We start from the raw sequence: 25,155 nt of genomic DNA, 5'->3' as shown, positions 1-25,155 counted from the left end.
GATACCATATGTATACTTTATAATCAAACTATTTATTCTTTTCTGTCTTTTGTAAACTTGTGAGAATGAGTCCATCAGGTAGGGGGATTTCTTGTGTTTCAGTAAATCCATGCTTTTTATATAGAAGAAGTGCAGGGGTATTCGCTTTACCCGTTTGCACGATATATTTTTTTACATGCGGGTGAATATGGAACAAATGAATTAATAATTTTGTTGCGATCCCTTTTTGAAAGTAACGTGGTGATACAACAAGACGGTGAATATCGATAATTAATTCTTCCTGTATAAAAGAAATAAATCCAGTAAGCTCATTTTCGGAAAAATAACCATAAAAAGTCTCATTACAATTTTGAATATCTTGTACGGTGTCATATAACCGGGGAATACTCGAATTGTTAATTTGTTTTGCTTCAACTTGATAAGCAGGAATTTGAATGTCTAAAATAGCTTTTGCTTCTTTGCTTGAAGCGTGTGACAGCTGACGAATCATTGGATTCCCTCCCTTACTAAATGTGTCATAATAATTCTTCCGTAGTTGTATAATCCTATTCTGCAGGCCTATATATAATTGGACAAAAAAAGTAAAATACCTTTTAAATAAAACAGAATATTTACGTTTATCAGAAATGGAAATGTGATACAATGTAAAAAATAAACAAAAAGCGATGATAGAGAAGAGTACATATTTGGAACTTTATAGAGAGCTGATGGTTGGTGTGAATCAGTAAGAGACGAATATGGAATGGACTCTGGAGCTTCTAGCTGAAATGAGTAGGCTAAGACGTTTACTTCACGTTAATGAAGTTATAAGTGAGCTATTACATTAGCTAATAAAGCTGGTACCGCGGGAGTCTCTCGTCCTTTTCTAGGATGAGAGGCTCTTTTGTTTTGTAAAGGAGGAGCTATTATGGGAGAAAAAGTAATGTTGACAGGGATTAAGCCGACTGGTTACCCGCATTTAGGAAATTACATTGGGGCGATTAGGCCAGCATTGGAAATGTCTAAAAATAGGGAGGGAAAGGCGCTTTATTTTATTGCGGATTATCATGCGTTAAATGCCGTGCAAGATCCAAAGCTGTTTCGTGAGTATACGAAAGAAGTGGCAGCAACATGGTTGTCATTAGGGTTAGGTGAAGATGTTATCTTTTATCGGCAAACCGAAGTGCCGGAAATTTTAGAGTTGGCGTGGATTTTAGCTTGTCTAACTCCGAAAGGGATTATGAACCGAGCACATGCATATAAGGCAAAGGTAGAGCACAATAAAGAAGCAGGTGTTGATATTGATGCAGGTGTAAATATGGGATTATACACGTATCCAATTTTAATGGCGGCAGATATTTTATCATTCCAGTCTAGTCATGTACCTGTTGGGAAAGATCAAATCCAGCATATTGAAATTACAAGAGATATTGCGATGTATTTCAATAATACATTTGGGGAAACCTTTAGGATTCCAGAGTATATTGTTCAGGAAGAAGGAGCTATTTTGCCTGGTCTTGATGGTAGGAAAATGAGCAAGAGCTATGGAAATGTGATTCCTCTCTTTGCACAACCTGAAAAATTAAAAAAGTTGATTCTTAAAATAAAAACGGATTCTTCATTACCAAATGAGCCGAAGGAACCGGAAACATTATTTATGTTATATAAAGAATTTGCTACGGAAAAAGAAGTGCAAACAATGAGAGAACAGTATACAAATGGAATTGGCTGGGGAGATGTGAAAAAAGAATTGTTTCGCGTTGTAAACCGTGAATTAGAAGAGCCAAGAGAAAAGTATGAAAGGTATATGAATGAACCACATCTATTGTATGAAGCGTTAGAAAGTGGAGCGGAGCATGCTAGAGAAATTGCAAAGCGTAATTTAGCCGGAATTAAAAAACGGATTGGATATGACAGGGAACGTTAATCGTTCCCTTATTTTTTTTGTTTATTTACGTGTTTCGTTACTTTATTTCGCTTGTCCTATCAAAAGTAAAACTTCAGGAGGAGCCAAGTAGTTCCCAAATGATTTGTATTGGAAAAAGGTTCGTGGATAGATGGATAAAATGAAAAGAATTATACCAAAAATAACAGACAACTTAAAAAAGTTGCCTGCCAGTAAAGTGTTTAGCACGGAGATTGCCAATTTGTATAGAATACAACCGCAGCCCAAGCGGCTTAAGGATAGTATGTATAGAAATTTACAAAATATACAAAATATTTCTTAGAATTTGGCAGACAACTATATGAGCTGTCTGCCTGTGGGTCTCGTGAGTTTGACTAGGAAGGCAATTTGTTTTCCTAGCCATTGAAAGAGTGAAGCCGCTAGTTCGAACGGCTTATGGGTAGTGTTTGCGATATAAAAAAAATTATGCAAATTAATTGTATAAAAGATTTATAAACAAGAAAAAACGGGGAAACAGCTTTACGAATTAACTGTCCTCTAATTGTCGAGCCTGTTGGAAGGTTCTCGAAAGCCTGGGCTAAGGAAGTGATTCTAGAGTAAAGGCGTAACGGTAGTATATACAGATATTCCTATTTTAAAGACTAGAAATTTCAAAGGAAAGGAAGAAAGAATATGAATTATATCAGAAATAATATCATCCATTCCTCTTAAATTATGTAAAATCACCTAAAGAAAAAGGATGACATTGAATCATCCTTTTTCAGTTAGCCTAAGAGTATACATACTTTCCAGATTTATAAGTCCAACTATTATTCTGCTTGTGCCAAAGGTTTGGCAATCACCGCATTTTATTGATTATATTGAGGTTCATCTTGTTGAATTTCCTGAATGCGTGGATCTAAAGAGTCAATAATTGTCTGTGTTTGCTGAGCTGCATTTTGATACAGTTCCTTTGCTTGCTGATTGTCAGTATCAAGAACAAATCCTTCTAAACATGCTTGCGCACTTTTCAAACCAGAAATAGTTTGTTTGAGTTTAGTGATTACTGTCATAAATGGTTTCCTCCTTAAAAATATAACTTCAAAATTTAGGATATCTATCTTTGTATCAAAGTATACAGTCCAACTTTAGGGGTGAATGGTTTGCTACGACTATAGAGTAACAAGGATAATAAAAAAGCTCGTCACTAGGAGACGAGCTTTTTTATTATAGGTGACAGTTATTGGTTTTGATTACTTTGTTTCTTTTGGTTAATAGGAGCTATTTCTCTGGAAAATTCCATATTTGCCAGGTTTATTTTAGATGGAATAAATGTTCTTGTCGTATTTTGAACACCTTGGAACAAACGTTGGATAGGTCTCATCATATTTGAATTACGCGTTGCTACTACACCAAAAACTGTTCCTAATCCTAGTAAAGAAACCCAAATCCATCCTCTATTATTATTTCGTCTATTTCTAAACAGTTTAAACATTTGCTGAGTTCTTCTTCCAGAACTGAATAATGACATGATGAAGTTAAGAGTGTTCATTTTTTGCCCCCTGTAAAAAAATTAGGAAAAAGAAGTACTAAGTTCAATTTCACATGCTTTATATTGCATCATTTTATAGAAATTTATGATGCCAACTTATGCTAATACCTCTTCATTTTTCTTTCCGAAAAAAGCCTAAGATTTCCTAAATATTTTTGATTAAAAATATGCAAAATAATATTAATCAAAACTCAAAAGGGAAAATGAAAGCAAGATGAAAGCTATGTACTAACGATTTGGAATTTTATCCTGCATCAACGTAAAACCCCCACTGATTAAAGTTTCACTTTATTGACCCAATATATTACAAATTCATAGGCTTAACTAATATGATTAATGAAACGCACAAGGACAATATTTTACGTGTAAGACTTACTCGTTACAAAGGGGAAATTGTTACGTTTTCTGATGGAATTTAAACAAATAAGAATGATACTTTGGCTAAGATTAATTTACATAATGTTCAGTTATTAAATGAAGTGCTTTAACAATCATGCTAAAAAGAGAAGAGTTAGAAATGATTTCAGATTATTGAGGTGATTAAATACATGTCAATGTTGGATGTGGACGGTAGTAGTCTGTATTATACCGTTAAGGGAAAAGGAGTTCCTATTGTTTTTATTCATCCTCCTGTACTCACTTGTGTAAATTTTGAGTACCAAATAGAGGAATTATCCAAAGAATTTAAAGTCATTGCTTTTGATATTAGAGGACATGGAAGGAGTCAGGATTCAAGACAACCGATAACCTATCCACTGATTGTTGAAGATATTAGACGTTTATTGAATCATTTGGAAGTCAAAAAAGCATGCATATGCGGGTATTCGACCGGAAGCTCTGTCGCATTAGAATTTTTGTTGACTTTTGCCGAAAGTGCCTTAGGGGGTATTCTAATCGGAGGAATGTCAGAAGTGAAGGATGGATATCTAAAGAATAGGATTTCACTAGGCGTGAAACTTGCGAAAACAGGGGCAGTTTCATTTTTAGCATTGTCTATTTCATGGAGCAATTCAAATACAAATAAATTGTTCAGAAAGATGTTTAAAGAAGCTAGAAAAGGAAATGCCCAAAATATCGAGCAGTATTATCGTTATAGTTTGCACTATAATTGTACCAATCAGCTTAGAAACATTGAGCTTCCGGTTTTATTGGTTTATGGTAAGAAAGATAAATCATTTTATGATCATGCGAAACTACTGCATGGAGAATTGCCATGTAATGAATTAAAATTCATTGATAACGAAAAGCATCAAATTCCTACAAAAGCAGCAAAGGCTTTAAATGAAATGATTAAGCAGTTTGCTTTTACTCATACCGAAATGAATGGGGAAGAAACTTCTTCTTTACTAGTAAAAGAGTAGATGTCTCGATAATAAATTGAAAATGCCAACAGTGGAAATTCGCCCCTGTTGACATTTAGCCTAAATAGGAGCAGTGAAGCCCCACCTATTTCTGTTTGCATCAATACATGACAATTTATCAGCCGGTTATGTAGTGTTGAAAGGGTGAGTAACGCAAGAATCGAATCAACTCGGGCAAGCGACATATCCCATTGTGCATCCAAAATATCGTCTTACGTACTTAAAAAGTCTTTAGCTATCGTTTCTCCTTTTGTTATTTTAAAAGCTAACCATTCAATGATTTCGTATAATGCAGCAATAGCTGTTGGTTTGAAACAAAGTTGAACCGTTTATAAAAAAGTCGCGCCGTTTTGAAAAAAGGGAACCTTATTATTTATCTATTCATACACAGTAGAATAATAAGAAAGGGCATGCACATTACATATTTCTCTTTCGCGAGGGAATGATATCTATATAATATCTCAAAAATAAAGGAGAGTATCTGCATGAATTACAAGATGTTTAGGGCTATCAATCGTCTAGCTGGTCGTAATTCAACCTTGGATACATTTATGATATGTATTTCACAAAAGACTCGATTCCTATACATTTTTTTATTAGTCTTAATGTGGTTTAGAAACAATTCCTACAAAAAAATTATTTTATTTGCAGGGGTATCAGTAGGATTCGCTTTATGTATAAACCGTTTTATCCAGCTTTTTTACTTTAAGCCTCGTCCGTTTGTTATACATCGTGTACGTTTACTTATCCCATCAAAGAATAATTCTTCATTTCCCAGTAAACATACAACAGCGGCGTTTGCTTTAGCGACTTCCGTCTTACTTCGCGAACGTTTATTTGGCTCAATTATGTGGTTTTTTGCAATTTTGACAGGTTTCTCACGTATTTGGCTAGGGCATCATTATCCATTTGATATAATAGGAAGTGCCTTCATAGGAATCTTAACTAGTATAGCTATTGACAATACTACATATTTATTTAATTCTTTTGTTGCCTGGATTATAAATATATATAGAAAACTAATTTTTGTGGATTTGAAACATTCCTAACGATATCTTTGATGAATCACAGCACATAATCTTGCACATTTTTACTAAAGTAACTCTTTTACCAAATACATTTTGCGGTAAACTCACAGATATCTAGGCAATGCCTTAATAATTGAATGAAGATGAACCAGATCCAACTGAAGAACCTTTTGAAGAAATTCAAGAAAAGAATCTAAGTGGAGTAGAGAAATATAGAGAGTGACTCAATAGAATAAGACAAGAAAAAACACCTCCATATATTCGTATTTAATTAAATGCGAATATATGGAGGTGTTTCTGTTTATCTTAAAAATGTATTTTTCATATTTAAAAAAACAACCTTTATATTTATTAAATTATAGGGCAGAAACCTGTAATTTTGAATCATTAAAGAGCATTTTAAAATAAGTGAATAACAGGATAAATGTCATCTTAATCGGATAATCCTAACGATGAGCCTCAATCGCTTCGAGTACGAATCGGTTTTTTATCAAGTAATTCTTTCATATTAGTAGTATTTTGGTAATTCGTTCAACATTTTAGCTGTTTGGGTTGCTACAGATGAAAGGGTGGGGTCACTTTTGGTTCTAAAAAATAGAGTTCGTAAAAATGTTTTGACATTTGCACATAGTTTACAATACTCATAAAGAGCGAGTCTCTTTTTAAAGTTTGGTAATCGTTTCATTTTTGTACAAATAATATAACAAAGCCGTCCTTTCGGGAGCCCACGACAAAGCATAGTAATTAGAGGTGTTACAATACGTTCATCTTCATTGGTGTGATATACAGTCGAATAAATAAATATTTTATTTAAAATACAATGAACAATCTCTTCATACCATTCAAGTGGAATTTTTGGATTGTGAATCATTTCATTAAAAGCGTCGGATACATGAGCGATACTATGGGCCCAACCTTTATCTTTTACATAGCCTCGGTAATCACTTTCACGGTTTGTATAGTCAATAAGTTTTTCTTTAATTTCTTGGAGTTTTTCTACAGATAAAAAAGAATGAGAGGTATCGAACTGTAAAATTAACGCGATTAATAATGTTGTAAAAGAACGAGTAAAAACTCCATCCGTATTTGGGGAGCTAATTTCACAAAATAAATAGTTTTCATCGAGGCATGTTGTTAATAACTTTTCTAATTGAGCCTGTGGAAGGAGTTCATTAAGAATAAAATGTGACAAGCAATTATATATTAATTCTTCACGTACATAACCATTGGTAGTACCGATATGTTGAAGCATATGTATACTTAACTCATTAAGATCAATGTTATGCATTTGTGTATAGTCGTTTTGCTGAATGAGCTCCAATTGTTGTTGCAATGTAATGATATCCAAAGATGCTCCTCCTCTGTACATTAATAACAATTTATTTGCTAGTATTCTATATATTCGAAGACAATCCCTCTCGTGCAAGGATAAATGCTACACACCCACGAAGTATTCAAGAAGGAGGGGGCTATATATGTTAAAACAAAAGTTTGAACATATGATTTCGCTATATCCAGTCTTCTTATTTGATGGGTGGCATATTGAAAATATTTCAGATCGTCAAGAAGGAGAAAAATGGGAAACGCTTTGGTTTCAAGTTATCACACCGACAGGAACGTTTCGGGTAAAAGAGTTTTTTCTAGACATTATGGAGCCAACATTTCCTGATAGCTGTATTCATCAAGCACAAGGTGAATGTTTTCAGTACAATGGACTCTTTTATTGGAGAGGTATTAATTATAAAGGGAAAGATAGCTATGTCATTTCCAAGTGGAAAACGCAAGTCGAAGTTTCAATTGATGAAGGGTTTGTGCAACAACAAGAAATGGAACAGTTTCTGGAAGGCTTACAGCCGTTAGAACTAGAGAAAGCAAAGCAACAAGTCAATAAGCCGTTTCACACATTGAGCTTTCAAGCAAGAGTACCAATTGGTGGTGAAATAAGCCGGTGCAGTAACTGGTATTCACCAAATGAAATAGAGTTTTCTTCCTTACCAATTACAATTCCTTCGTCTTGGCGACTTGAATCGATCGGTTTAGGGCGTGATGAAATACAGTATGTGTACTGGGATTTGAAAGAACAGCTATATACACTTTGGGTATGTCGCCATTCTAAGCATAGTTATTATCGTACCACGTCGTGGGTTAGAAATTATGGTTCTGTACAAATGATGAATGGATTAGAATTTTACACACATCCTCAGCGGGGAACAGTTGTGTATCAAGATTTAGGAGAAGAACAAATCGCTTATATATTTCGTGGCACACCTTGTTCAACGGTTGCGAAAGTAAAGGAAATCTTTTCTTAATCTTAGAAAATAGACTAAGGAATGTTATAAATATAGTAACGACATGAGCGGTATCATTATAATACAATAGAGTTTGGTAAGGATTATATAGAGGAAGTGTTGGTGAGGTCATGGAGCAACAAAGAGGTTGGCTACAGGCAAGAGTAGAACGGGATCATGAAAATATGTTACATATACAATGGGACGACGTAGTAGAAGAAGTAAATATCTATTGGGGCACTTCTTCAGAACATATTGTGGAAAAGGGGCAATTTCTAATAAAAGTAACAGGTGCATCGTCTTGTACGATAGAGGATCCTAGCAGTGAAGCGCGACCTTATTTTCGATTAGTAACAAATAGCGGACAAGCTATTACGGTAGCTGAGCGCCGATTACCTTTGCAAGGTGCATTTAACTTCCGCGATTTAGGTGGCTACGAAACAACAGATGGCCGCAGAGTGAAGTGGGGCAAACTGTATCGTTCTGAGGAATTAGCGGGATTAACGGAACAAGATATTCATTATTTACAACAATCAGGGTTGAAACTCGTATGTGATTACCGAACAGATTTTGAAGTGAAGCACAAACCAAATCCAAAAATGAATGGTGTTCGCCAAGTTTGTTTACCAGTGATGCAAGATATAGCAAAAGACTTAAATATAAATGAGTTTTTCCAAATTGGTGATGTATCGATGCTTGGAAAACCTGGTGAATATTTAGTGAAAATGAATAAAGACTTTGTGACAGATAATGAAGCGTTTGTACGCTTTTTACAACTTGCGCAAGATCCAGAGAATTTACCACTTGTTAATCATTGTACAGCTGGGAAAGACCGAACAGGTTTTGCATCTGCTTTATTGTTACTTGTTCTTGGTGTACCAGAAGAAACAGTGATGCAAGATTATTTATTAAGTAACGGATTTCGTGAAAAGTTAAATCAAAAAATGATGGCCTTTTTAGGAGCGAAGCTCAAAGATGAAGAGAGCAGAGCAATTTTAGGTGCTATGTTTGAAGCACGTGCTGAGTATTTACAAGCTGCACTAGATGAAATCACTCGAACATACGGTTCTGTAGAAGTATATGCAGAAAAAGGAATCGGTTTTACAAAAGAACAATTAGTAGCTATTAAAACGCTATTATTAGAAGGAAAATAAGATTCAATTTAAAAAATCTAGGTGGAAGAGAAGATGACTTTTTGTGTCATATATCTGTTTCTATCTAGATTTTTTTATATCCATTTTTATTTGTATCATAATCATAATGCAAGATAAATAATTTGAAATTATATGGTCGAAAAAGGTTATATCACGAAAGAACTGGATGGCGCAATGCACAGAAGGGGGAAGGTGAATGAACAGCCAAGTGATCTAGAACGTTATTCATGCTTCGTCAAAAATAAATATTTCTTCAATGGAGGCGTTCAATGCTTTCGCAATGTCATGAGAAAGCTGCAACGAAGGGTTATATTTTCCTTTTTCTAAATGGTTAATGGTCTTTTATCCTTTTTGTTAAAGTACCTTACTTCAGAGGTGTTTCAATTTAATTCACTTAAAATTCAGAAAAACAACACTATTTATACATTATAAACAGTGAAAATGTTGTAAAATGATGGAAAAGGGAGGGGAGTAAAAATCATGCTAATGTGGGTATTCATAATTTTATTGCTCGTAGCAGTTACAGTTGTTGGGACAATTGTGATCGGGAAGAGTGCGGATGAAAATTATAGTGGATCAACGAAAGGGAATATTACGAGGCTTACTATGATTTATCTTCTGTTAGCGGTCATTTTGTTTGTCGGTGTAGGTTTGTACATATATTTTAATGGTTAAAGAAATATATGTTTGAGTGAAGAAAAGCGCTGCGTTATAAATGTTCTCTTCTGAATGCGCCCAATCTTTTTGGAAAGTGTTAGAATTTCATGCCCTGTCTAACAATTGACTATAAAGTATCCTAATGCAAAAAAAACAGAAAAAAATTAAAAATCTAAAAATATAATTATGTTATAATAGGAATATAGTTTATTGGTAAAACAGGGAAAGGTTGGATAATATGATCGAGATTTCGAATATTTCAAAAAGTTATAATGGCACTACATTTGCTGTAAAAGATTTGAGTTTAACGATACCAAGTGGAGAGATTTTTGGCTTTTTAGGTCCAAATGGTGCAGGGAAATCTACAACAATTAAAATGGTAACAGGTGTTCATTCCATCGATAAAGGAACAATTTTAATCAATGGAAAAGATGTTACGAAAGAGCCGTTGGAAGCAAAAAAAACATTTGGCTATGTTCCAGATAGCCCGGATATGTTTTTGCGATTAAAAGGAATTGAATATTTGAATTTTATGGCAGATATATATGAAGTTCCGAACGCAGTAAGACAAGAGAAGATTCGTACGCTAGCAGAGCGATTTGATTTGTATAATGCCTTGTCTGATCAGATTCAAAGTTATTCACATGGTATGAGACAAAAAATTATTATTATTGGTGTTTTGCTTCATGATCCAGATGTGTGGATTTTAGATGAACCAATGACAGGGCTAGATCCTAAATCGGCATTTATCTTAAAACAAATGATGCGGGAACATGCGGATAAAGGAAAAACTGTATTTTTCTCCACGCATGTATTAGAAGTGGCTGAAAAATTATGTGACCGCGTTGCAATTATTAATAAAGGGAATCTGCAGTTCCAAGGAAATTTAAATGAAATGAGAGATCATTTTAAATCAAACGAATCTCTTGAAAAAATGTTCTTGGAGATGACAGGTAATGAATAAAATTTGGATATTAACAAAAGTATTGTTGAAATTAAATTATGCGGACATTATAACGGATAAAAAGAAACGCTGGATGTATGTATTTTCGTTTTTGGCACTTTTATTTTGTGGATTTCTGTTTATCGGTCCACTTACGTTAGGAATGTACAATGGATTAAAGCCAATTGGCCAAGAAAGCATAATTATTGGTATGGGGTTAGCGGTGGGGAGTATTTGGGTATTTGTTATTAGCATTACAACAATTTTAACCGTTTTTTACTACAGCGATGATGTTGAAACGTTATTACCGTTACCATTACAACCATCACATATTATTACGGCAAAATTTATTACTGTATTAATTACTCAATATGTAATGGCGTCTTTCGTTATTCTTCCAATCTTTATTGTTTACGGCATGCAAAGTGGTGCCTTTATTACATACTATTTATATGTCTTACTTGTTTACTTATTTTTCCCAATCATTCCACTTGTGCTTGCGTCACTTTTAATGACAGTCATTATGCGTTACACAAATATTGCTAAAAATAAAGATCGCAGCAATATCTTTATTGGGATGCTTTCCCTATTCTTTATCGTCGGAATCAATCTATTCATTCAATGGAAAAACAAAAGTGTCGCATCTGGTGATATGATGGCAAATTATTTTACAGACAATCAATCATCACTTTTGGTTCAAATGACAAATTACTTTCCATCATCGTATTTTGGAGCAATGGGGTTAGTAGAACATGCATCGTGGAAAGGAATTTTGTATGTTCTTATTTTTGCAGCGATTTCTTTCGCATTTTTCGTATTATTTTTCTATGTTTCGCAGCGTACATATTTAAAAGGGGTAATTGGTCTTTCAACGAGCACAGCGAAAAAGGAAGTTATTTCAACAGAGAACTTTAATAAAGCAACGATTCAAAGTTCACATTTAAAAGCATATGTAAAAAAAGAGTTTCGTATTTTATTCCGAACACCTCAGTTTTTTCTAAATTGTATCGTTCAAACATTTATTATGCCAATCATGTTGTTCTTTGTTATTTTTGTGCAAAATGGCAACTTAAAATGGCTGACTAATTATGTGGAAAATCCAGAATATACTGGTCTTGCAATTGGAATTGGCTTTTGTGCAGGACTACTCTTAATGGGGAATAATGTAATTGCAACAACATCTTTTTCTAGAGATGGACGTACATGGTTTGTGAATCGTTATTTACCGGTGAAAGCAGCAGACCTATTTTTTGCAAAAGTATTGACAGCGTGGTCTATTAATATAACGATTTTAGCTATTTTTGGTCTTGTTTTAATTTTTGTTGCTGGTGTTTCTCCGCTCTTTATGTTGCTATGGTTTTTACTTTGTGCAAATGGCCTATGGTTCAACAACTTAATTGGTGCACGTTGGGATGCACAAACTGCTGATATTAATTGGGATACAGAACAAAAATTGTTTAAAGGCCGTTATACAACTTTATGGAATTTCCTGGCAAATATTTTAGTAGATTTAATTATTGTTGGTGGTGTGTTCGCTTTATACTATTTCTTCGGCATTGGTATGTGGGGAATGTTTTTCATTCTTTTAATTGCGTTTACGATAGTAAATGTAATTGTAACCCGCAGTTTACAACTAGGTGCGGAACGTATTTTAGCAAATATTAAATAAAATGATAAATCCTCTGTATTTGTGCAGAGGATTTATCCCGTTTAAGCCCAATGGATGTAACTAATCACCAATGGGATGGAGAAAAACACTGATGAAATTTTTACTATATTGTGTAGGGGGAGAAGCGAGTGACGAGAATAGCAATTGTTACGGGAGCAACACGTTTAGATGGAATTGGAGCAGCGGTTAGCAAGCTACTTGCTCAAAAAGGAATTGATATCTTTTTTACATACTGGCCTCGTTATGATAAAGCAATGCCATGGGGGATGAACGACCAGGAACCATTTTTATTAAAAAAAGAAATTGAAAATTTTGGTGTGCGATGTGAAATGGCGGAAGTGAACTTAGCGCAGTCATATGCACCAAACCGTCTGTTATACATGGTTTCAGAACGTTTAGGTGAACCATCTATTCTAGTCAATAATGCAGCTTATTCGACAAATACAAATTATGATGAATTGGATGTAGAAGAGCTAGACCGACACTATACGGTCAATGTACGTGCGCCAATGCTATTAAGTGCATTATTTATCAAAAATCATACGTTGGAAACGGGTGGTAGAATTATTAATCTTACCTCCGGACAATCGTTAGGACCGATGCCTGATGAACTTGCATATGTAGCAACAAAAGGAGCAATTGAAGCATTTACAAATTCAGTAGCACCGGCTGCAGCAAAAAAAAGGATCACTGTAAATGCAGTTGATCCAGGACCGACACAAACAGGGTGGATGAATAAAGAAGTGCAGGAATCTCTTATTGGAAGGTTTCCAGCTGGTAGAATTGGAGAACCAATGGATGTAGCACGTCTCATTTCATTTTTAATAAGTGAAGAGGCAGCGTGGGTAACCGGGCAAGTGATTCATTCAAATGGTGGATTTTATTGATAAAAATTATAGTTTATTACAAAGTATATATATAAATACAAATTAAAAAACCGACATAAAACCCTTCTTTTTAGGTGGGAGAGAGCATTCGGCCATGCATAGAAGCGGTCAGATCCTTTTCCTGCCCCAGACATAGTGAAAACAAAGAGAGAAAACGAGTACAGGTCACCTTTTGTTATCCATAGCCGCGGCTTATATGTCGAAAAATCAAAATGGATTTATATAGAGTAAAAAGGAATTTTCAATAATAAATAGAATCGTATTAGGGAGGTTTAATTTGTAAGTATAGGAGGCTTTTTATGAAAATGAAAAAAATTACGATTGCTTCATTAGCAATTGGCACAATGCTCTCCATTACAGCTTGTAGCACCTCGACAGATCAGGGGAAAGAAATGAAAAAGGAACAAACAAACGCGAAAGAGGATGCAAAAACGACGAGTGCAGACGAAACGAGCACGACGAAAGACGAGGGGAAAGAAACAAACACAACTACTACTGGAAAATCAGGTAATGACCAAACGAGTTCAAAAGGAACGACAGATAAGGAAGCAACTAGTAAAGAGACAAATGCTAAAACTACGGATCAAACTACAAATGGGAAAACATCGAATAAAGATACAACAGCAACAACTCCAAAACAGAAGTTGAATGTGAAAACAAATGTGAAAGAAGTTGTCCAATTGATTGAAAGCTTAGATAAACAATTAGCAGCTAACCCAAAATTGGATACGGTAAACAAGCTCGGAAAACAAATTAATGAGAAATGGGATGTAGTAGAAAAAGAATTAGAAACGGCACATCCAACTGACTATAAAACAATCGGGCAAAGTATATATCCGTTAATCGTTGCAACGGAGAAACAAAAAATCGATGTAAAACGAATTAAATCGTTAACGACAAAATCAAAGCAAGATTTAAATCAACTTATAAATAAGCTTTCATAAAATAATTGATTTTTAAATAGAGTATTTTATATAAATACAAATTAAAAAACTGACATAAACCCCTTCTTTTTAGGTGGGAGAGAGCATCCATTCATGCATAGAAGCGGTCAGATCCTTTTCCTGCCCAGACATAGTGAAAACAAAGAGAGAAAACGAGCGCAGGTCACCCTTTGTTATCCATAGCCGCGGCTATATGTCGAAAAATCAAAATGGATTTATATAGTACAAGGAGTAACAGAAAGTCAGAATTCCATAATCCTTAAAAATGGAAGCGCATGTATACGCAGACGGAGCACACATGAAATCTCGGCAGCGTTGGGTTCGATTTTTAACAGGAAACGAACCAAAATGATATTTAGATGAAAAACACAATGATATATATCATAATTTTATTATGTTAACTAATTTACAGATATAGATACCCAATCGAGGAAAGAAAACCGTCCAGAGTAAGGACGGCCTATTCTATAAGTATTCTTTTAAGGTCCCTTTTTCAATACAGGCAAGAGGGATTTTTTGTTCAGTTCCTTCTTTCATATTTCGTAAAACTAATGTTTGATTATTTATTTCTTCTTCACCAATTATAAGGACATAAGAAATATTTTCTTTGTTCGCATAATTAAGAGCGCGTTTTAGTTTACGTCCAGCAAGTTCAAGTTCTACTTTCATATTTTCATTTGCTCGTATGCTGTGCGCAATTTGTAAACAATCAGCTTCTGTACCTAGTGGAATGATAAAAAGATCGACAGCAGCTGATTCAACTTCCTTCTGTACAAGAGCGGTGTAAATAACGTCTAGACCAAAAGAAATACCTACAGTTGGATAGGACTTTTCGTCTTTGCGAAAGGCCTCAATTATATTATCATAACGCCCTCCACTACCAATACTTGAAGTAATGCTCCCATCAGCTAAAAAGATTTCATAAATTGTGCCTGTATACATTGTCAGTCCTCTTGCTAGGAAAGGGGTAAAAGTAGCCTTGTCTGCTATACCAAGGGACATTAAATATTGTTTTAGTTGCTGTAGTTCTGCAACACCTTCTGTAACAAGTAGATTTGAGAACGTTTGATCAAATTCATTGAGTTTTAGCGTCATGCAAGATTCAATTGTATTACAAATAGTAGTCACGATATTACCCGAAATACTACGATTTTGTAAATCTTTTCGTACGCCATCGATACCAATCTTTTCAAGCTTATCCAATGATAAAATTACATCTTGTGTTTGGTCGTCCGGAATGTTGAGGGTTTTGAGAATACCTGTTAGTAGCTTGCGATTATTATATTGAATCGTAACGTCTAAGTTTAATTTTTGAAAAAGGTCAAAGGCCATCACCATTAATTCCGCTTCAGCGATAACGGATTCTACGCCAACGATATCGACATCACATTGTATAAACTCTCGAAATCTTCCTTGTTTAATTGGACCATCTCGAAAGACTTTTCCAATTTCATAACGTTTAAATGGGAGGCGAATATCAGGATTCATAGCCACTACTTTTGCGAATGGAATTGTCAAATCATATCGAAGCGCCAGTTCACGGTTTCCTTGATCACGAAGTGTATACATTTCTTTTAAAATTTCAGCGCCACCACCATATTTATAAGACATTAGTTCATACATATTTAAAATAGGTGTTTCTAGCGGTTTACAGCCATATGCTTCAAATGTTTCCTCGCAAGCCCGTTTAATTTGGTTTCTCAACAATTGTTCTTCAGGTAAATAATCTTTTGTTCCTTTTACATTGCGTACATTCATTATAATCACTCCTTTTTTTAAATAAAAAAGCTATGCAGGTATAAAAATACCCACATAGCTTTATAATTTCTTCGTGGGTCAACAGGAATAGCCCTGTACCCACGAAGAAAAAATTCTTCGGAATACACGGCTTTATGTATGATGATGAAGTTGGAAAGAAGTGTTTTGTCTGAACATAAGAGATCTCTCCTTTAGGTTTTTTTAAAGTATACTAAATTAAGTTTGAATTATCAATCTTTTTACTGTCAGTGACATAATAATTGTAAAGTTCTTATAACAACAATCAGCTTTTATAATGTAATGGAAAGGGGGAGTGGCATTACTCACTTGAATTAAATTTGCGCCATTAATGAAAATTTGTAATCCTCTTTTTCTATGTCCTTTCACTTCAATCACTCCTTCATTATGATCTGAATTATGTTGTGTAAGTCTAGTTGTAATTTTGCTGTTATGAAAATTACAATTTTTCACTTCTGATAATGATGGATTATATAAACTTTCATATGAATTTTTGATAGTCTGGGTGATTTTAATAAAATACTGCTTAATCGCATAGTCAAAAGAGATAAGCTAGCATACAATGATTAGTAAAAAAGAGAGGTGGAACTGTTTTATGAGTAATCCAAGTATAGGAGAGTCGGACATAGCGCCCACATCAGAGGAAGTCATACAACTGAAAATTTGCGGTGGATTACTACGTAAAAATAGTTGCCGCCTTATATAACTTTGGGAAAATGACTTCCTCTATACGAGAGGAGGTTTGTACAATGGTACAAAAAAATTGGAAGAATTTAAAAGAGAAAAAACAAAAAAATGTGAAAATCCAAGGTTTTGACATTGATTTAAATCAAGAAAGTTTAACACGTATTGATCGACTTGTAAATCGCTATGAATCAGAAATTCTTCATCAACTTGATAGTGAATATATACAACGAACAAAGTGGGCAGATCGGTTAGCTGATAGAATTGCACAATTTGGAGGTAGCTGGCGATTTATTGTTTGGTTTGCATGTTTTCTTGTTGGATGGATTATTTGGAATAGTCTACTTATCACAAAAGGAGCACACTTTGACAGCCCACCGTTTATTTTATTGAACTTATGTTTATCATTTATAGCTGCATTTCAAGCACCCGTTATTATGATGAGTCAAAACCGTCAAGCTGTACGTGACAAACATGAATCAGTTATTGATTTTGCGATTAATTATAAAGCAGAGCAAGAGATTGACAATATGCAAAGTCGTTTACACCATATAGAAAGTGAATTAGTGGAGATTAAAGAGCTGTTGAAACAACTAAAAATAGAATAAATATGTTATCGTTAAAAAAGCAAAAAGCTAATCATTTATGGAATAGAATTAGATGATTAGCTTTTTTTGTATAAAAAAATTTCTACCGATAAGTGATGTTATGTCTACCCGGTATGAAAAAAGTAAGCATATTATAAGCATGAATTGGGATAAATGACGATCAAAAATAATAAAAGTACAGGAACAATTTGTTTCTGTACTTTTTAATAAGACTATCTCCAGATATGAGGATGATGATAAAATTGCTGCATAAAACATTTTTTCATACAAGCTGAAAGACAAGCGTCTTTTGCTGATGGTGGGAGAAGAAAGCAATGGCCGCACATATCAGTACATAAATGGATAGTACTATAGGGATATCCTGAATATGGTCTCAAATTTTATCCCTCCAAAATTGAAGATTACGGATTATCCTATTCTAAATAAGGACAAAAATTAGATTGTCCATTGCAAAACAAACGAATTTAATGCGTAAAAGTAGAGGTAGTTAACAAAAACGTTATTTGGTATCTAAATTCTACATGCCGAAAAAGAGCACTGTATAAAAGTGCTCCTTGTACGGTGGGTTTCTATGAGTGGGGAACCCTATACGATAATATATGCTTGTCTCATTTAAATGTTCAATTAATCGATGGATCACGGTTAGCAGAAATTATACAGAATCCATTGAAAGTTATTCATTCGTATATAATGACAAAGTTGTATAATAAAAATAAATAAATTTATCAGGTGTAATGCTGTGGATTTTTGTTGAAGCATTAATAGGAGGATAATATGAAAAAGGATAAAACAAATGCAATGCGGATATTAGACAAAGAAAAAATAGAATATTCCATGATGTCATATAATCCAGAGGATGGAAAAATCGATGGAATTTCTGTTGCCCAAAAAATCGGAAGAGAGACAAGGGAAGTGTACAAAACACTTATTTCTCAAGGGTCTAGCAAGGCATATTATGTGTTCGTTATTCCAGTAGAAGCAGAACTCAATTTGAAGACAGCTGCTAAGGCTGCTGGTGAAAAGAAGGTGGAAATGATTCCGGTGAAGGATATTACAAAAGTTTCCGGATATGTTCGTGGTGGATGCTCACCAGTTGGGATGAAAAAATTATTTCCAACTTTTATAGATACAAACGCTCGATCATTAGAAACAATTATAGTCAGCGGGGGAAAAATTGGTGTGCAAATTGAACTAAAGGTTGAAAATTTAATCCAGACAACGAAAGCAAACTTTGCTGATTTAATAAAATAGCTTATCAGAATCCGCCCTGCTGACTAATCGGCAGGGCGGATTTTATCTAAATACCCTCTCATGTATCTCTAGATATACAATAGGAAGCTTAATGAAGAAAATTTAAAAGTATGAAGAGTTTTTTCCTATATATAGGAAGAAGTACGGAAATCAACAAGTTTGCAAACGAACTTGCTAACATGTCTATGGAATAGATAAATACAAATTAAAAAACCGAGATAAAACCCTTCTTTTTAGGTGGGAGAGAGTATCCGGTCATGCATAGAAGCGGTCAGATCCTTTTCCCGCCCCATGCCAAGTGAAAACAAAGAGAGAAACCAAGTGCAGGTCACCTTTTGTTATCCATAGCCGCGGCTTATATGTCGAAAAATCAAAATGGATTTATATAATTGAGCCGTTTGTTCAGTATATGGGGTTTTATGCTATATTTAATAGGCGATAAACGTTTGTTTTACTGCTCATAAGCTACACTTCCTTATATATATTCTTCTTATAGTATATAAAATTTTGCAAAATAAGACAGGGGAATGGCGAAAGTACAAGAATACGTAACATATATCGAAAAAAGAAAAGAGGAAAGAAGATGTGGCGAACAACGGATCTTTGTGATGCATTTGAAAATAAGGTACAAGTATGCCGTCCGATCTTTCAGTCTTATGGAAAGAAAGATCAGTTTCACGGGAAGATTGCAACAGTTAAAGTGAAAGATGATAACGTGCTAGTGAAACAAGCATTACAAACTTCACCGGAGGGAACAGTACTAGTGGTGGATGGTGAAGGTTCTACGAATTGTGCTTTGCTTGGGGATAATTTAGCAAACATTGCAAAGGAACGGAATTTAGCGGGAATTATTGTGTATGGTTGTGTTCGTGATAGTGCAGAGCTTCGTAATATTGATATAGGTATTTTAGCGATTGGGACGATGCCGAAAAGAAGTGTGAAAGAAGGGAGAGGGGAAAGAAAAATACCTTTGTTCTTTGGTGAAATTTCTTGGGTTTCAGATCACTATGTGTATGCCGATGAAGACGGGGTAATTGTATGTGATGAGCCAATTCATATGAAAGAGTGAAATATATTCAATAAAAGTCTATTACTATATAAATAAATACAAATTAAAAAACCGACATAACCCCCTTCTTTTTAGGTGGGAGAGAGCATCCGGCCATGCATAGAAGCGGTCAGATCCTTTTCCTGCCCAGACATAGTGAAAACAAAGAGAGAAAACGAGTGCAGGTCACCTTTTGTTATTCATAGCCGCGGCTATATGTCGAAAAATCAAAATGGATTTATATAGCATTTACTCTATAATATTCTTGGAAAATAAATCAGATAAAACATAGACAAAAAGCTACGTCAATAGTAAAATAATACAGAAATTCATAATGTTAATAATTGTATAGGTGTATAGTATTTATTGATTACTTAAGAGGGGAAATTGGTGAAAATCCAATGCGGTCCCGCCACTGTAAGTGAATGATGTAACAATAAAGTAAGACTTTTATCAATGGGGGGTTCTTTAACCTCCACATATCTTCCTTGAATTTTTTAGAATCTTGGGGTGGGGGTCGTACTGTCCGTTAATGCGGGATAAATCATTCATAAGTCAGGTTACCTTTCCTATGCAAATACAACCATCACCTACGAGGATAGGAGGTGTTGTGCATTTTGTTTTGCACTTTCAAGTGGAGAGTACTTTTGCACGCCCTTAGAGGGCTTTTTTTATGTAAGTTTTTTGCAAAGGGAGGAACGGATGAAGATGGGGACGATGAAAAAGTGCCTGCTTACGTCATTAATGGCGTTTACGTTAGTATTTGTTTCTTTCACAAATACTGTACATATTGCGTTTGCTGAAGGGAAAACAGCAACACTTGCGATTATTGGGGAGTCGCAAAAAGGAATCATTTTATGTCCAAAAGAAGTGTCAATTAAAGATGGGGAAACAGCCTATAGTTTATTGCAAAAAATCATGAGTGGCAAAGTAACAGCCGAAAATACGAAATATGGTATGTACATAAAGGGCATTGCTGGTTTAATGGCTGGTGAAACAAGTGGATGGACTTATGATGTAAATGATAAAGCGGCAATGGTTGGAGCAGATAGTTATAAATTAGAAGCTGGAGATGTTGTTGCATTTCGTTTTGTTGTAGACTGGAGCAAAATGAGTCAGGAAACACTTCAACAAGTACTTGATAAGATAGGAACTTGTAAGAAACAACCAGATGAGCAAAAGCCAGATGAGCAAAAGCCAGATGAGCAAAAACCAGATGAACAAAAGCCAGATGAACAAAAGCCAGATGGGCAAAAGCCAAATGAGCAAAAACCACAAAAACCAATAAAAAATGAATTACTAATGAAACAAGTAGATCGTGCGATTCAAAAAGCTTCTCAAAAGATGCTGAAAGACGGAGTGGATAGTGATGGGGTTGCAATTGCACTTGCACGTTCAGAGCAAAGTATACCAACAGAGGTAAAAATAAGCTATTTACAGTCTTTAACACAAAAAGTAGAAAAGCGTATAAATCGATTCAATTCTACCGATGTAGCACGAACAATTTTAGCGGTTACAGCAGTTAATGGTAACCCAAAGAATGTTGCAGGGGAGAATTTAATTGAAAGACTTTATCAATCTGAAAAATTAGATTCTATTATAGGTTATACATTTAGTCTTATTGCACTTGATACAAAAAAATATGAAGTACCAGTAGATGCAAAATGGAATCGTGATACATTAGTAAAAACAATTTTAACTTCTCAACATACAGATGGTGGTTGGACTTACGATGTTCAGAGCAGTAAAAAGGACGCTAGTAGTATTGATGTAACAGGTAGGGTTTTATCGGCATTAGCGCCATATAAACAGCAACCAGAAGTTAAGAAATCCATTGGAAAAGCAGTACAATTTTTATCAAAAAAACAAACGAAAACAGGTGGATTTTTAGCTGACGGTAAAGAAAATTCCAATAGTGTCTCGCAAGCTATTATTGGTCTAGCTGCAGCAGGAATCAATCCAACGAGCAATGCATTTATTAAAAATAATTATAATGCTGTTCAAAATTTAATATCCTATCAATTAGCAAATGGTGAATTCAAATGGTTGTCAAACGAAAAAGAAGGTAATAGTATGGCAACTGAACAAGCCCTATTAGCTCTTATACAATATAAAGACTATGTAAACGGGAACGGTTCCATTTACGATTGGACGAACATTTTAACTGAAAATGAAACAAAACCGGTTATAGAACCGAAGCAGCCAATAGTAGATGACGTAAAAGTTATAGAAAAGCAGCAAAAGCAATCGAAAGATGAAACATCTCGTGTTGTAGTAAAAGAAAAAACAGTAAATAGTGAAAAAACTGCGGAAAATGGTCAATTACCTAAAACAGGAGCGTCAGGTTGGGATGATGCTATGCCAGTAGGAATGGGTGTATTATGCATTGCTTCAGCATATGTTTTATGGAGACGAAAAGTAGCTTAACAAAAATTAGGAGCAATGATTTGCTCCTAATTTTATTAAGAAAGGTGAGAAACATATGAGTATGATGAAATGGTTGATCTCATTTGTCCTTTCATTCGGATTGCTTGTTGGATGTAGTCAAACGGATAAATTTTATATTTGGTGTAGTTTATGCTAATCGTCATTATGTTACCATTCTATATTCGATTTGAAAAAAAGTATTTGTTTCACGTGAAATCGTTATTGTTGCTGTTTTAGCAGCAGTTAGCCGTGTTCCATTTTCCATTTTCAATTATTCCAAGTGTACAACCAACTTCGTTTGTAATTATTGTTTCAGCTATTGTTTTCGGAAGTGAGACAGGCTTTATCATTGGAGCTACCGCAGCACTTGTGTCTAATATATTTTTAGGACAAGGACCGTGGACACAGTGGCAAATGTTTTCATGGAGGATGATGAGATTTACAGCGGGTTTACTTCGGAATACGCTTATAATGAGAAACTTATGGGGCAGGAAAAGGATCTGACCGCTTCTATGCATGGCCGGATGCTCTCTCCCACTTAAAAAGAAGGGTTTTATGTCGGTTTTTTAATTTGTATTTATATAGTACATCATGGATTAACATTCTTACTAGATTTAAATAGAAGTATGGCATTTTAGAAGGTGATAAACACGTGAGTTTCTCAAGTAAACAAAGCATAAGTATGTATCGTAAAACATAGTTATATACTGTAGGGTCGCGACTTACATATTCGTTTGCCTCTTAAATGCTTCTTACCAAAGGTAAGGAGCATTTTTTATCATTTCAACCGAGAAGACCCCCTCCTCTAAACGAAGTAAAGGTGGGGGATGAATCGGTTTTTTCTTTTTTTAAAGAAAACCATCTTTTTGTAGAACATACGTTCTGTTTTGTTGTATAATTGTCTTATCAAACAAAATGAGGTGAGAACAGGTGAAGAAAGCGTATTTTTCGAAACGGATCTATAAAAGGGATGTATCGTATGAAATGGTAGATACATTGACAAAGACAATGAAAACATTTAATCGGGCGAAACGCTTTGCATTTCAAACGATTGTTCGGGAAAAACGTTGGAGCCGTAAGATGCATACAGATAGTCTTTATCTTGTTCTCAAGCGGAAATATCAATTGAATGATTACTATGCAAACAGTGCGGTGCAAGAAGCAAAGGCGTTGTTTACAGGTTTAATAGAGTTGCAGAAGATATATGAGAAACAAACACAAGAGAAGCTCAAGAAAATCAAAAAGAAGTTGAAGCAAGAACGTACAAAACTGACAAAGCTTCGTAAAATCAAACAAGGTTGTGTGAGAGGAAAGATTACGTTTCCCAAAAACTCCCGCTTTTCGAAGAACAATAATATTATCTCCTTGTCTCGTAAAGAGGACACATTCATTTGGCTGAATGAATATCTGTTTGAACACCAGTACTTAGATGTTCAAATCAAAAGGATTCAAGCAAAAATCGGTCGTTTGACTCACAGGCAATACCGTTTAAAGCAGAAGCTTGAATCGTACCAAACGCATATTCCGAGCGCGGTGTTTGGGAGTGAAAAACTATTTCGGTCTCAATTTACAATCGATGAGTTTATACGTAACCATGACAAATGGAAAACATTATTTTCCTGTGCTCGAAATAAACAACTCATTCTATCTGGCCGTAAAGATGCCAAACACGGAAATTTTGTGTTTCAGTATATGCTTGAGAAGCAGGAATTGTGGATGACGACAAGTACAGGAAAACTGCTTATGTTTCCAGCTGTCACATTCCCGTATGGACAAGAAATCATTGAGGAAGTGATTAAAAACCAATTACATTGTAAGAATAGGAAAAAACATGGCAAACCGATTGCGTGGTCTGTGGAAGACTATGGGGAGTATTATATTGTGAAAGGCTTAATCGATGTACCGGAACACCCTCACACAAATTATAGTAAATCGGATGGTGTAATTGGTGTGGATTGCAATCTAGATCATTTTGCTTGGGCGAATGTAACAAAGGATGGGAATTACAAAGGAAGTGGTTCCCTCCGTTTTTCTATTATGGGTAAATCAACTGGACAAATCACAAAGATAATCGAAGCGGAAGTCATTCGCTTAGTTGATCTCGCGTATCGGTATAACAAGCCGATTGTAATAGAAAAGTTAGATACCACGCAATCAAGGGCAGGTGATCGATACGGAAATAAGCGAGTGAATCGAATGAAGAGTATGTTCGCTTATAAGAAGATGACAAGCGCGATTTTGGGTTGTGCGGATAAAATGGGCGTGGCTGTCTTTCAAGTTAATTCAGCTTACACTTCGATTTCAGGGAAGATGAAATATATGCGGAAACTTGGCATTTCTATTCATCAATCTGCGGCTTTTACGATTGGGCGTCGTGGATTAGGGTATAAAGAAAAAGTACCTCAGGTGCTTCAGCCTTATATTCCAAAGAAAGAAGCACACCACTGGACCCATTGGCATCAATTAAACAATCGATTGGATATTCGGACCCATCATTTCTATCAGTTATACCATGTGAATCAGCCGAAAGAAGCCTTACAAATAGAACGATTAGACTTATTTGAAAGTGAAAAGAAAAAACTAGCAAAACTGTTTGCATCATGAAAAAAGAATCCCTTGTCCCAGTCTCTTACGCTTGTCACCAGAGCAGATAACAGGTCTAGGAACTGGATGAATGACAGGGTGTTCTTCGCCTCGATATAGGAAGAAAGTAGCTGTACCTGTTCTATTTTCCTCGGAGGATAGAAAGAGGTCGTCTTGCATAAGGACACTACCGAATTTCTATATCGTTGTATCCTCTTTGTTGAACGAGAGGAAGTGTTTTTGTTAGGGCAGAAACAGTAGAATCCCCCACCTCAAGCTCGTGTAGAGGTAGGTGGGGGTAGTTCAATATACTGTTTGGCATGACATATTTGAGTATGAACTATCTTCTTTTTAGATTAACTGGAAAAAAGATTTTTAAAACATACTAATCTATCAGCAAAAAATACACGAAGAGTCCTGATCCCCAGAGC

Annotated in this window: 21 protein-coding genes, 4 pseudogenes, 1 riboswitch and 1 other annotated feature; of the genes and pseudogenes, 18 read left to right on the top strand and 7 right to left on the bottom strand. The window is 35.0% G+C overall.

All coding sequences use genetic code 11. From position 1 onward, the window contains the following. Nucleotides 1-28 precede the first annotated feature (28 nt). Nucleotides 29-490 carry a GNAT family N-acetyltransferase gene (locus QUF99_RS17615; protein WP_289371603.1) on the bottom strand — a complete coding sequence of 154 codons (462 nt, stop codon included), beginning with the start codon at nt 488-490 and terminating at the stop codon, nt 29-31. Between the two features lie 166 nt (nt 491-656). Beyond that, nucleotides 657-866: a binding site (T-box leader), on the top strand. Between the two features lie 41 nt (nt 867-907). On the opposite strand from QUF99_RS17615, the gene QUF99_RS17610 reads away from it, so the two are divergent. After that, a complete protein-coding gene (locus tag QUF99_RS17610) occupies nt 908-1,906 on the top strand; it encodes a tryptophan--tRNA ligase (protein ID WP_289371601.1) in 999 nt (332 codons plus the stop codon). An 827-nt stretch (nt 1,907-2,733) separates the two neighbouring features. Here QUF99_RS17610 and QUF99_RS17605 read toward each other — a convergent pair. Both QUF99_RS17605 and QUF99_RS17600 read right to left on the bottom strand, forming a co-directional pair. Continuing rightward, entirely contained in the window at nt 2,734-2,937 is a 204-nt protein-coding gene (locus QUF99_RS17605) for a DUF1657 domain-containing protein (protein ID WP_289371599.1), read from the bottom strand. A 167-nt stretch (nt 2,938-3,104) separates the two neighbouring features. Beyond that, nucleotides 3,105-3,416: a hypothetical protein gene (locus QUF99_RS17600; RefSeq protein ID WP_289371598.1), complete on the bottom strand. Its 312-nt coding sequence runs from the start codon at nt 3,414-3,416 to the stop codon at nt 3,105-3,107. Between the two features lie 290 nt (nt 3,417-3,706). Here QUF99_RS17600 and QUF99_RS28760 point away from each other — a divergent pair, with 290 nt between their 5' ends. Both QUF99_RS28760 and QUF99_RS17595 read left to right on the top strand, forming a co-directional pair. Further along, entirely contained in the window at nt 3,707-3,835 is a 129-nt protein-coding gene (locus QUF99_RS28760) for a YkoP family protein (protein ID WP_483298636.1), read from the top strand. A 129-nt stretch (nt 3,836-3,964) separates the two neighbouring features. After that, on the top strand, nt 3,965-4,777 hold the full coding sequence (locus QUF99_RS17595) for an alpha/beta fold hydrolase (protein WP_289371596.1): 813 nt from the start codon (nt 3,965-3,967) through the stop codon (nt 4,775-4,777). A 116-nt stretch (nt 4,778-4,893) separates the two neighbouring features. On the opposite strand, the pseudogene QUF99_RS17590 reads toward QUF99_RS17595, so the two are convergent. Then, nucleotides 4,894-5,079, bottom strand: a pseudogene (locus tag QUF99_RS17590) (DUF2238 domain-containing protein); the annotation flags it as partial. Between the two features lie 183 nt (nt 5,080-5,262). Here QUF99_RS17590 and QUF99_RS17585 point away from each other — a divergent pair. Next, nucleotides 5,263-5,826, top strand: a complete 564-nt coding sequence (locus QUF99_RS17585) for an undecaprenyl-diphosphatase (protein ID WP_289371594.1) — start codon at nt 5,263-5,265, stop codon at nt 5,824-5,826. 487 nt (nt 5,827-6,313) lie between these two features. Here QUF99_RS17585 and QUF99_RS17580 read toward each other — a convergent pair whose 3' ends face one another. Next, nucleotides 6,314-7,153, bottom strand: a complete 840-nt coding sequence (locus QUF99_RS17580) for a DUF2785 domain-containing protein (RefSeq protein ID WP_289371592.1) — start codon at nt 7,151-7,153, stop codon at nt 6,314-6,316. A 127-nt stretch (nt 7,154-7,280) separates the two neighbouring features. Here QUF99_RS17580 and QUF99_RS17575 point away from each other — a divergent pair, with 127 nt between their 5' ends. Both QUF99_RS17575 and QUF99_RS17570 read left to right on the top strand, forming a co-directional pair. After that, complete coding sequence (locus tag QUF99_RS17575; protein WP_289371591.1) at nt 7,281-8,114, top strand: hypothetical protein; 834 nt, start codon at nt 7,281-7,283, stop codon at nt 8,112-8,114. Nucleotides 8,115-8,224: 110 nt separating this feature from the next. Continuing rightward, on the top strand, nt 8,225-9,247 hold the full coding sequence (locus tag QUF99_RS17570; RefSeq protein WP_289371590.1) for a tyrosine-protein phosphatase: 1,023 nt from the start codon (nt 8,225-8,227) through the stop codon (nt 9,245-9,247). 225 nt (nt 9,248-9,472) lie between these two features. Here QUF99_RS17570 and QUF99_RS17565 read toward each other — a convergent pair. Next, nucleotides 9,473-9,589 (bottom strand): annotated as a pseudogene (locus QUF99_RS17565) (helix-turn-helix transcriptional regulator); the annotation flags it as partial. Between the two features lie 138 nt (nt 9,590-9,727). On the opposite strand from QUF99_RS17565, the gene QUF99_RS17560 reads away from it, so the two are divergent. The 5 genes from QUF99_RS17560 (at nt 9,728) to QUF99_RS17540 (ending at nt 14,347) form a co-directional block, all read left to right on the top strand. Next, the gene (locus tag QUF99_RS17560; protein WP_289371589.1) at nt 9,728-9,922 is read left to right on the top strand and encodes a hypothetical protein; all 195 of its coding nucleotides are present in this window, start codon (nt 9,728-9,730) and stop codon (nt 9,920-9,922) included. Between the two features lie 220 nt (nt 9,923-10,142). Next, nucleotides 10,143-10,868: an ABC transporter ATP-binding protein gene (locus QUF99_RS17555; RefSeq protein WP_289371588.1), complete on the top strand. Its 726-nt coding sequence runs from the start codon at nt 10,143-10,145 to the stop codon at nt 10,866-10,868. After that, nucleotides 10,861-12,516, top strand: coding sequence for a putative ABC transporter permease subunit (locus QUF99_RS17550; RefSeq protein WP_289371586.1), 1,656 nt, complete (start codon nt 10,861-10,863; stop codon nt 12,514-12,516). Before QUF99_RS17555 ends, QUF99_RS17550 begins: the two co-directional genes overlap by 8 nt. Before the next feature lie 128 nt (nt 12,517-12,644). After that, nucleotides 12,645-13,403 (top strand): SDR family oxidoreductase, encoded by a 759-nt coding sequence (locus QUF99_RS17545; RefSeq protein WP_289371585.1) that lies wholly within the window; start codon nt 12,645-12,647, stop codon nt 13,401-13,403. Between the two features lie 299 nt (nt 13,404-13,702). Next, nucleotides 13,703-14,347 carry a hypothetical protein gene (locus QUF99_RS17540; protein ID WP_289371583.1) on the top strand — a complete coding sequence of 215 codons (645 nt, stop codon included), beginning with the start codon at nt 13,703-13,705 and terminating at the stop codon, nt 14,345-14,347. A gap of 465 nt (nt 14,348-14,812) precedes the next feature. On the opposite strand, the gene QUF99_RS17535 is transcribed toward QUF99_RS17540, so the two are convergent. Beyond that, complete coding sequence (locus QUF99_RS17535) at nt 14,813-16,105, bottom strand: histidine--tRNA ligase (RefSeq protein ID WP_289371581.1); 1,293 nt, start codon at nt 16,103-16,105, stop codon at nt 14,813-14,815. A 767-nt stretch (nt 16,106-16,872) separates the two neighbouring features. Between QUF99_RS17535 and QUF99_RS17530 the strand changes: the two genes are divergently transcribed. From QUF99_RS17530 to QUF99_RS17505, 7 genes and pseudogenes are all read left to right on the top strand, one after another. After that, on the top strand, nt 16,873-17,415 hold the full coding sequence (locus QUF99_RS17530; protein ID WP_289371580.1) for a DUF1003 domain-containing protein: 543 nt from the start codon (nt 16,873-16,875) through the stop codon (nt 17,413-17,415). 774 nt (nt 17,416-18,189) lie between these two features. Beyond that, entirely contained in the window at nt 18,190-18,666 is a 477-nt protein-coding gene (ybaK, locus tag QUF99_RS17525) for a Cys-tRNA(Pro) deacylase (RefSeq protein ID WP_289371579.1), read from the top strand. 583 nt (nt 18,667-19,249) lie between these two features. Then, complete coding sequence (rraA, locus tag QUF99_RS17520) at nt 19,250-19,735, top strand: ribonuclease E activity regulator RraA (protein WP_289371578.1); 486 nt, start codon at nt 19,250-19,252, stop codon at nt 19,733-19,735. Between the two features lie 312 nt (nt 19,736-20,047). Next, a riboswitch (cobalamin riboswitch) is annotated at nt 20,048-20,301 on the top strand. A gap of 121 nt (nt 20,302-20,422) precedes the next feature. Then, on the top strand, nt 20,423-22,141 hold the full coding sequence (locus QUF99_RS17515; RefSeq protein WP_289371577.1) for a DUF4430 domain-containing protein: 1,719 nt from the start codon (nt 20,423-20,425) through the stop codon (nt 22,139-22,141). Between the two features lie 165 nt (nt 22,142-22,306). Then, nucleotides 22,307-22,633, top strand: a pseudogene (locus QUF99_RS17510) (ECF transporter S component); the annotation flags it as partial. Between the two features lie 79 nt (nt 22,634-22,712). Continuing rightward, a pseudogene (locus QUF99_RS28755) lies at nt 22,713-22,821 on the top strand (ECF transporter S component); the annotation flags it as partial. A 250-nt stretch (nt 22,822-23,071) separates the two neighbouring features. Next, nucleotides 23,072-24,745, top strand: a complete 1,674-nt coding sequence (locus tag QUF99_RS17505) for an IS200/IS605 family accessory protein TnpB-related protein (protein WP_289371576.1) — start codon at nt 23,072-23,074, stop codon at nt 24,743-24,745. The last annotated feature ends 410 nt before the right edge of the window (nt 24,746-25,155 follow it).

Source organism: Bacillus sp. DX4.1 (assembly GCF_030348195.1).
Lineage (GTDB): Bacteria > Bacillota > Bacilli > Bacillales > Bacillaceae_G > Bacillus_A.
This window is presented reverse-complemented; position numbering and strand designations above follow the sequence as displayed.

Coding starts and splice junctions, on each gene's coding strand:
- QUF99_RS17615 (WP_289371603.1), bottom strand. CDS start 490: ATGATTCGTCAGCTGTCACACGCTTCAAGCAAAGAAGCAAAAGCTATT.
- QUF99_RS17610 (WP_289371601.1), top strand. CDS start 908: ATGGGAGAAAAAGTAATGTTGACAGGGATTAAGCCGACTGGTTACCCG.
- QUF99_RS17605 (WP_289371599.1), bottom strand. CDS start 2,937: ATGACAGTAATCACTAAACTCAAACAAACTATTTCTGGTTTGAAAAGT.
- QUF99_RS17600 (WP_289371598.1), bottom strand. CDS start 3,416: ATGAACACTCTTAACTTCATCATGTCATTATTCAGTTCTGGAAGAAGA.
- QUF99_RS17595 (WP_289371596.1), top strand. CDS start 3,965: ATGTCAATGTTGGATGTGGACGGTAGTAGTCTGTATTATACCGTTAAG.
- QUF99_RS17585 (WP_289371594.1), top strand. CDS start 5,263: ATGAATTACAAGATGTTTAGGGCTATCAATCGTCTAGCTGGTCGTAAT.
- QUF99_RS17575 (WP_289371591.1), top strand. CDS start 7,281: ATGTTAAAACAAAAGTTTGAACATATGATTTCGCTATATCCAGTCTTC.
- QUF99_RS17570 (WP_289371590.1), top strand. CDS start 8,225: ATGGAGCAACAAAGAGGTTGGCTACAGGCAAGAGTAGAACGGGATCAT.
- QUF99_RS17560 (WP_289371589.1), top strand. CDS start 9,728: ATGCTAATGTGGGTATTCATAATTTTATTGCTCGTAGCAGTTACAGTT.
- QUF99_RS17555 (WP_289371588.1), top strand. CDS start 10,143: ATGATCGAGATTTCGAATATTTCAAAAAGTTATAATGGCACTACATTT.
- QUF99_RS17550 (WP_289371586.1), top strand. CDS start 10,861: ATGAATAAAATTTGGATATTAACAAAAGTATTGTTGAAATTAAATTAT.
- QUF99_RS17540 (WP_289371583.1), top strand. CDS start 13,703: ATGAAAATGAAAAAAATTACGATTGCTTCATTAGCAATTGGCACAATG.
- QUF99_RS17535 (WP_289371581.1), bottom strand. CDS start 16,105: ATGAATGTACGCAATGTAAAAGGAACAAAAGATTATTTACCTGAAGAA.
- QUF99_RS17530 (WP_289371580.1), top strand. CDS start 16,873: ATGGTACAAAAAAATTGGAAGAATTTAAAAGAGAAAAAACAAAAAAAT.
- ybaK (WP_289371579.1), top strand. CDS start 18,190: ATGAAAAAGGATAAAACAAATGCAATGCGGATATTAGACAAAGAAAAA.
- rraA (WP_289371578.1), top strand. CDS start 19,250: ATGTGGCGAACAACGGATCTTTGTGATGCATTTGAAAATAAGGTACAA.
- QUF99_RS17515 (WP_289371577.1), top strand. CDS start 20,423: ATGGGGACGATGAAAAAGTGCCTGCTTACGTCATTAATGGCGTTTACG.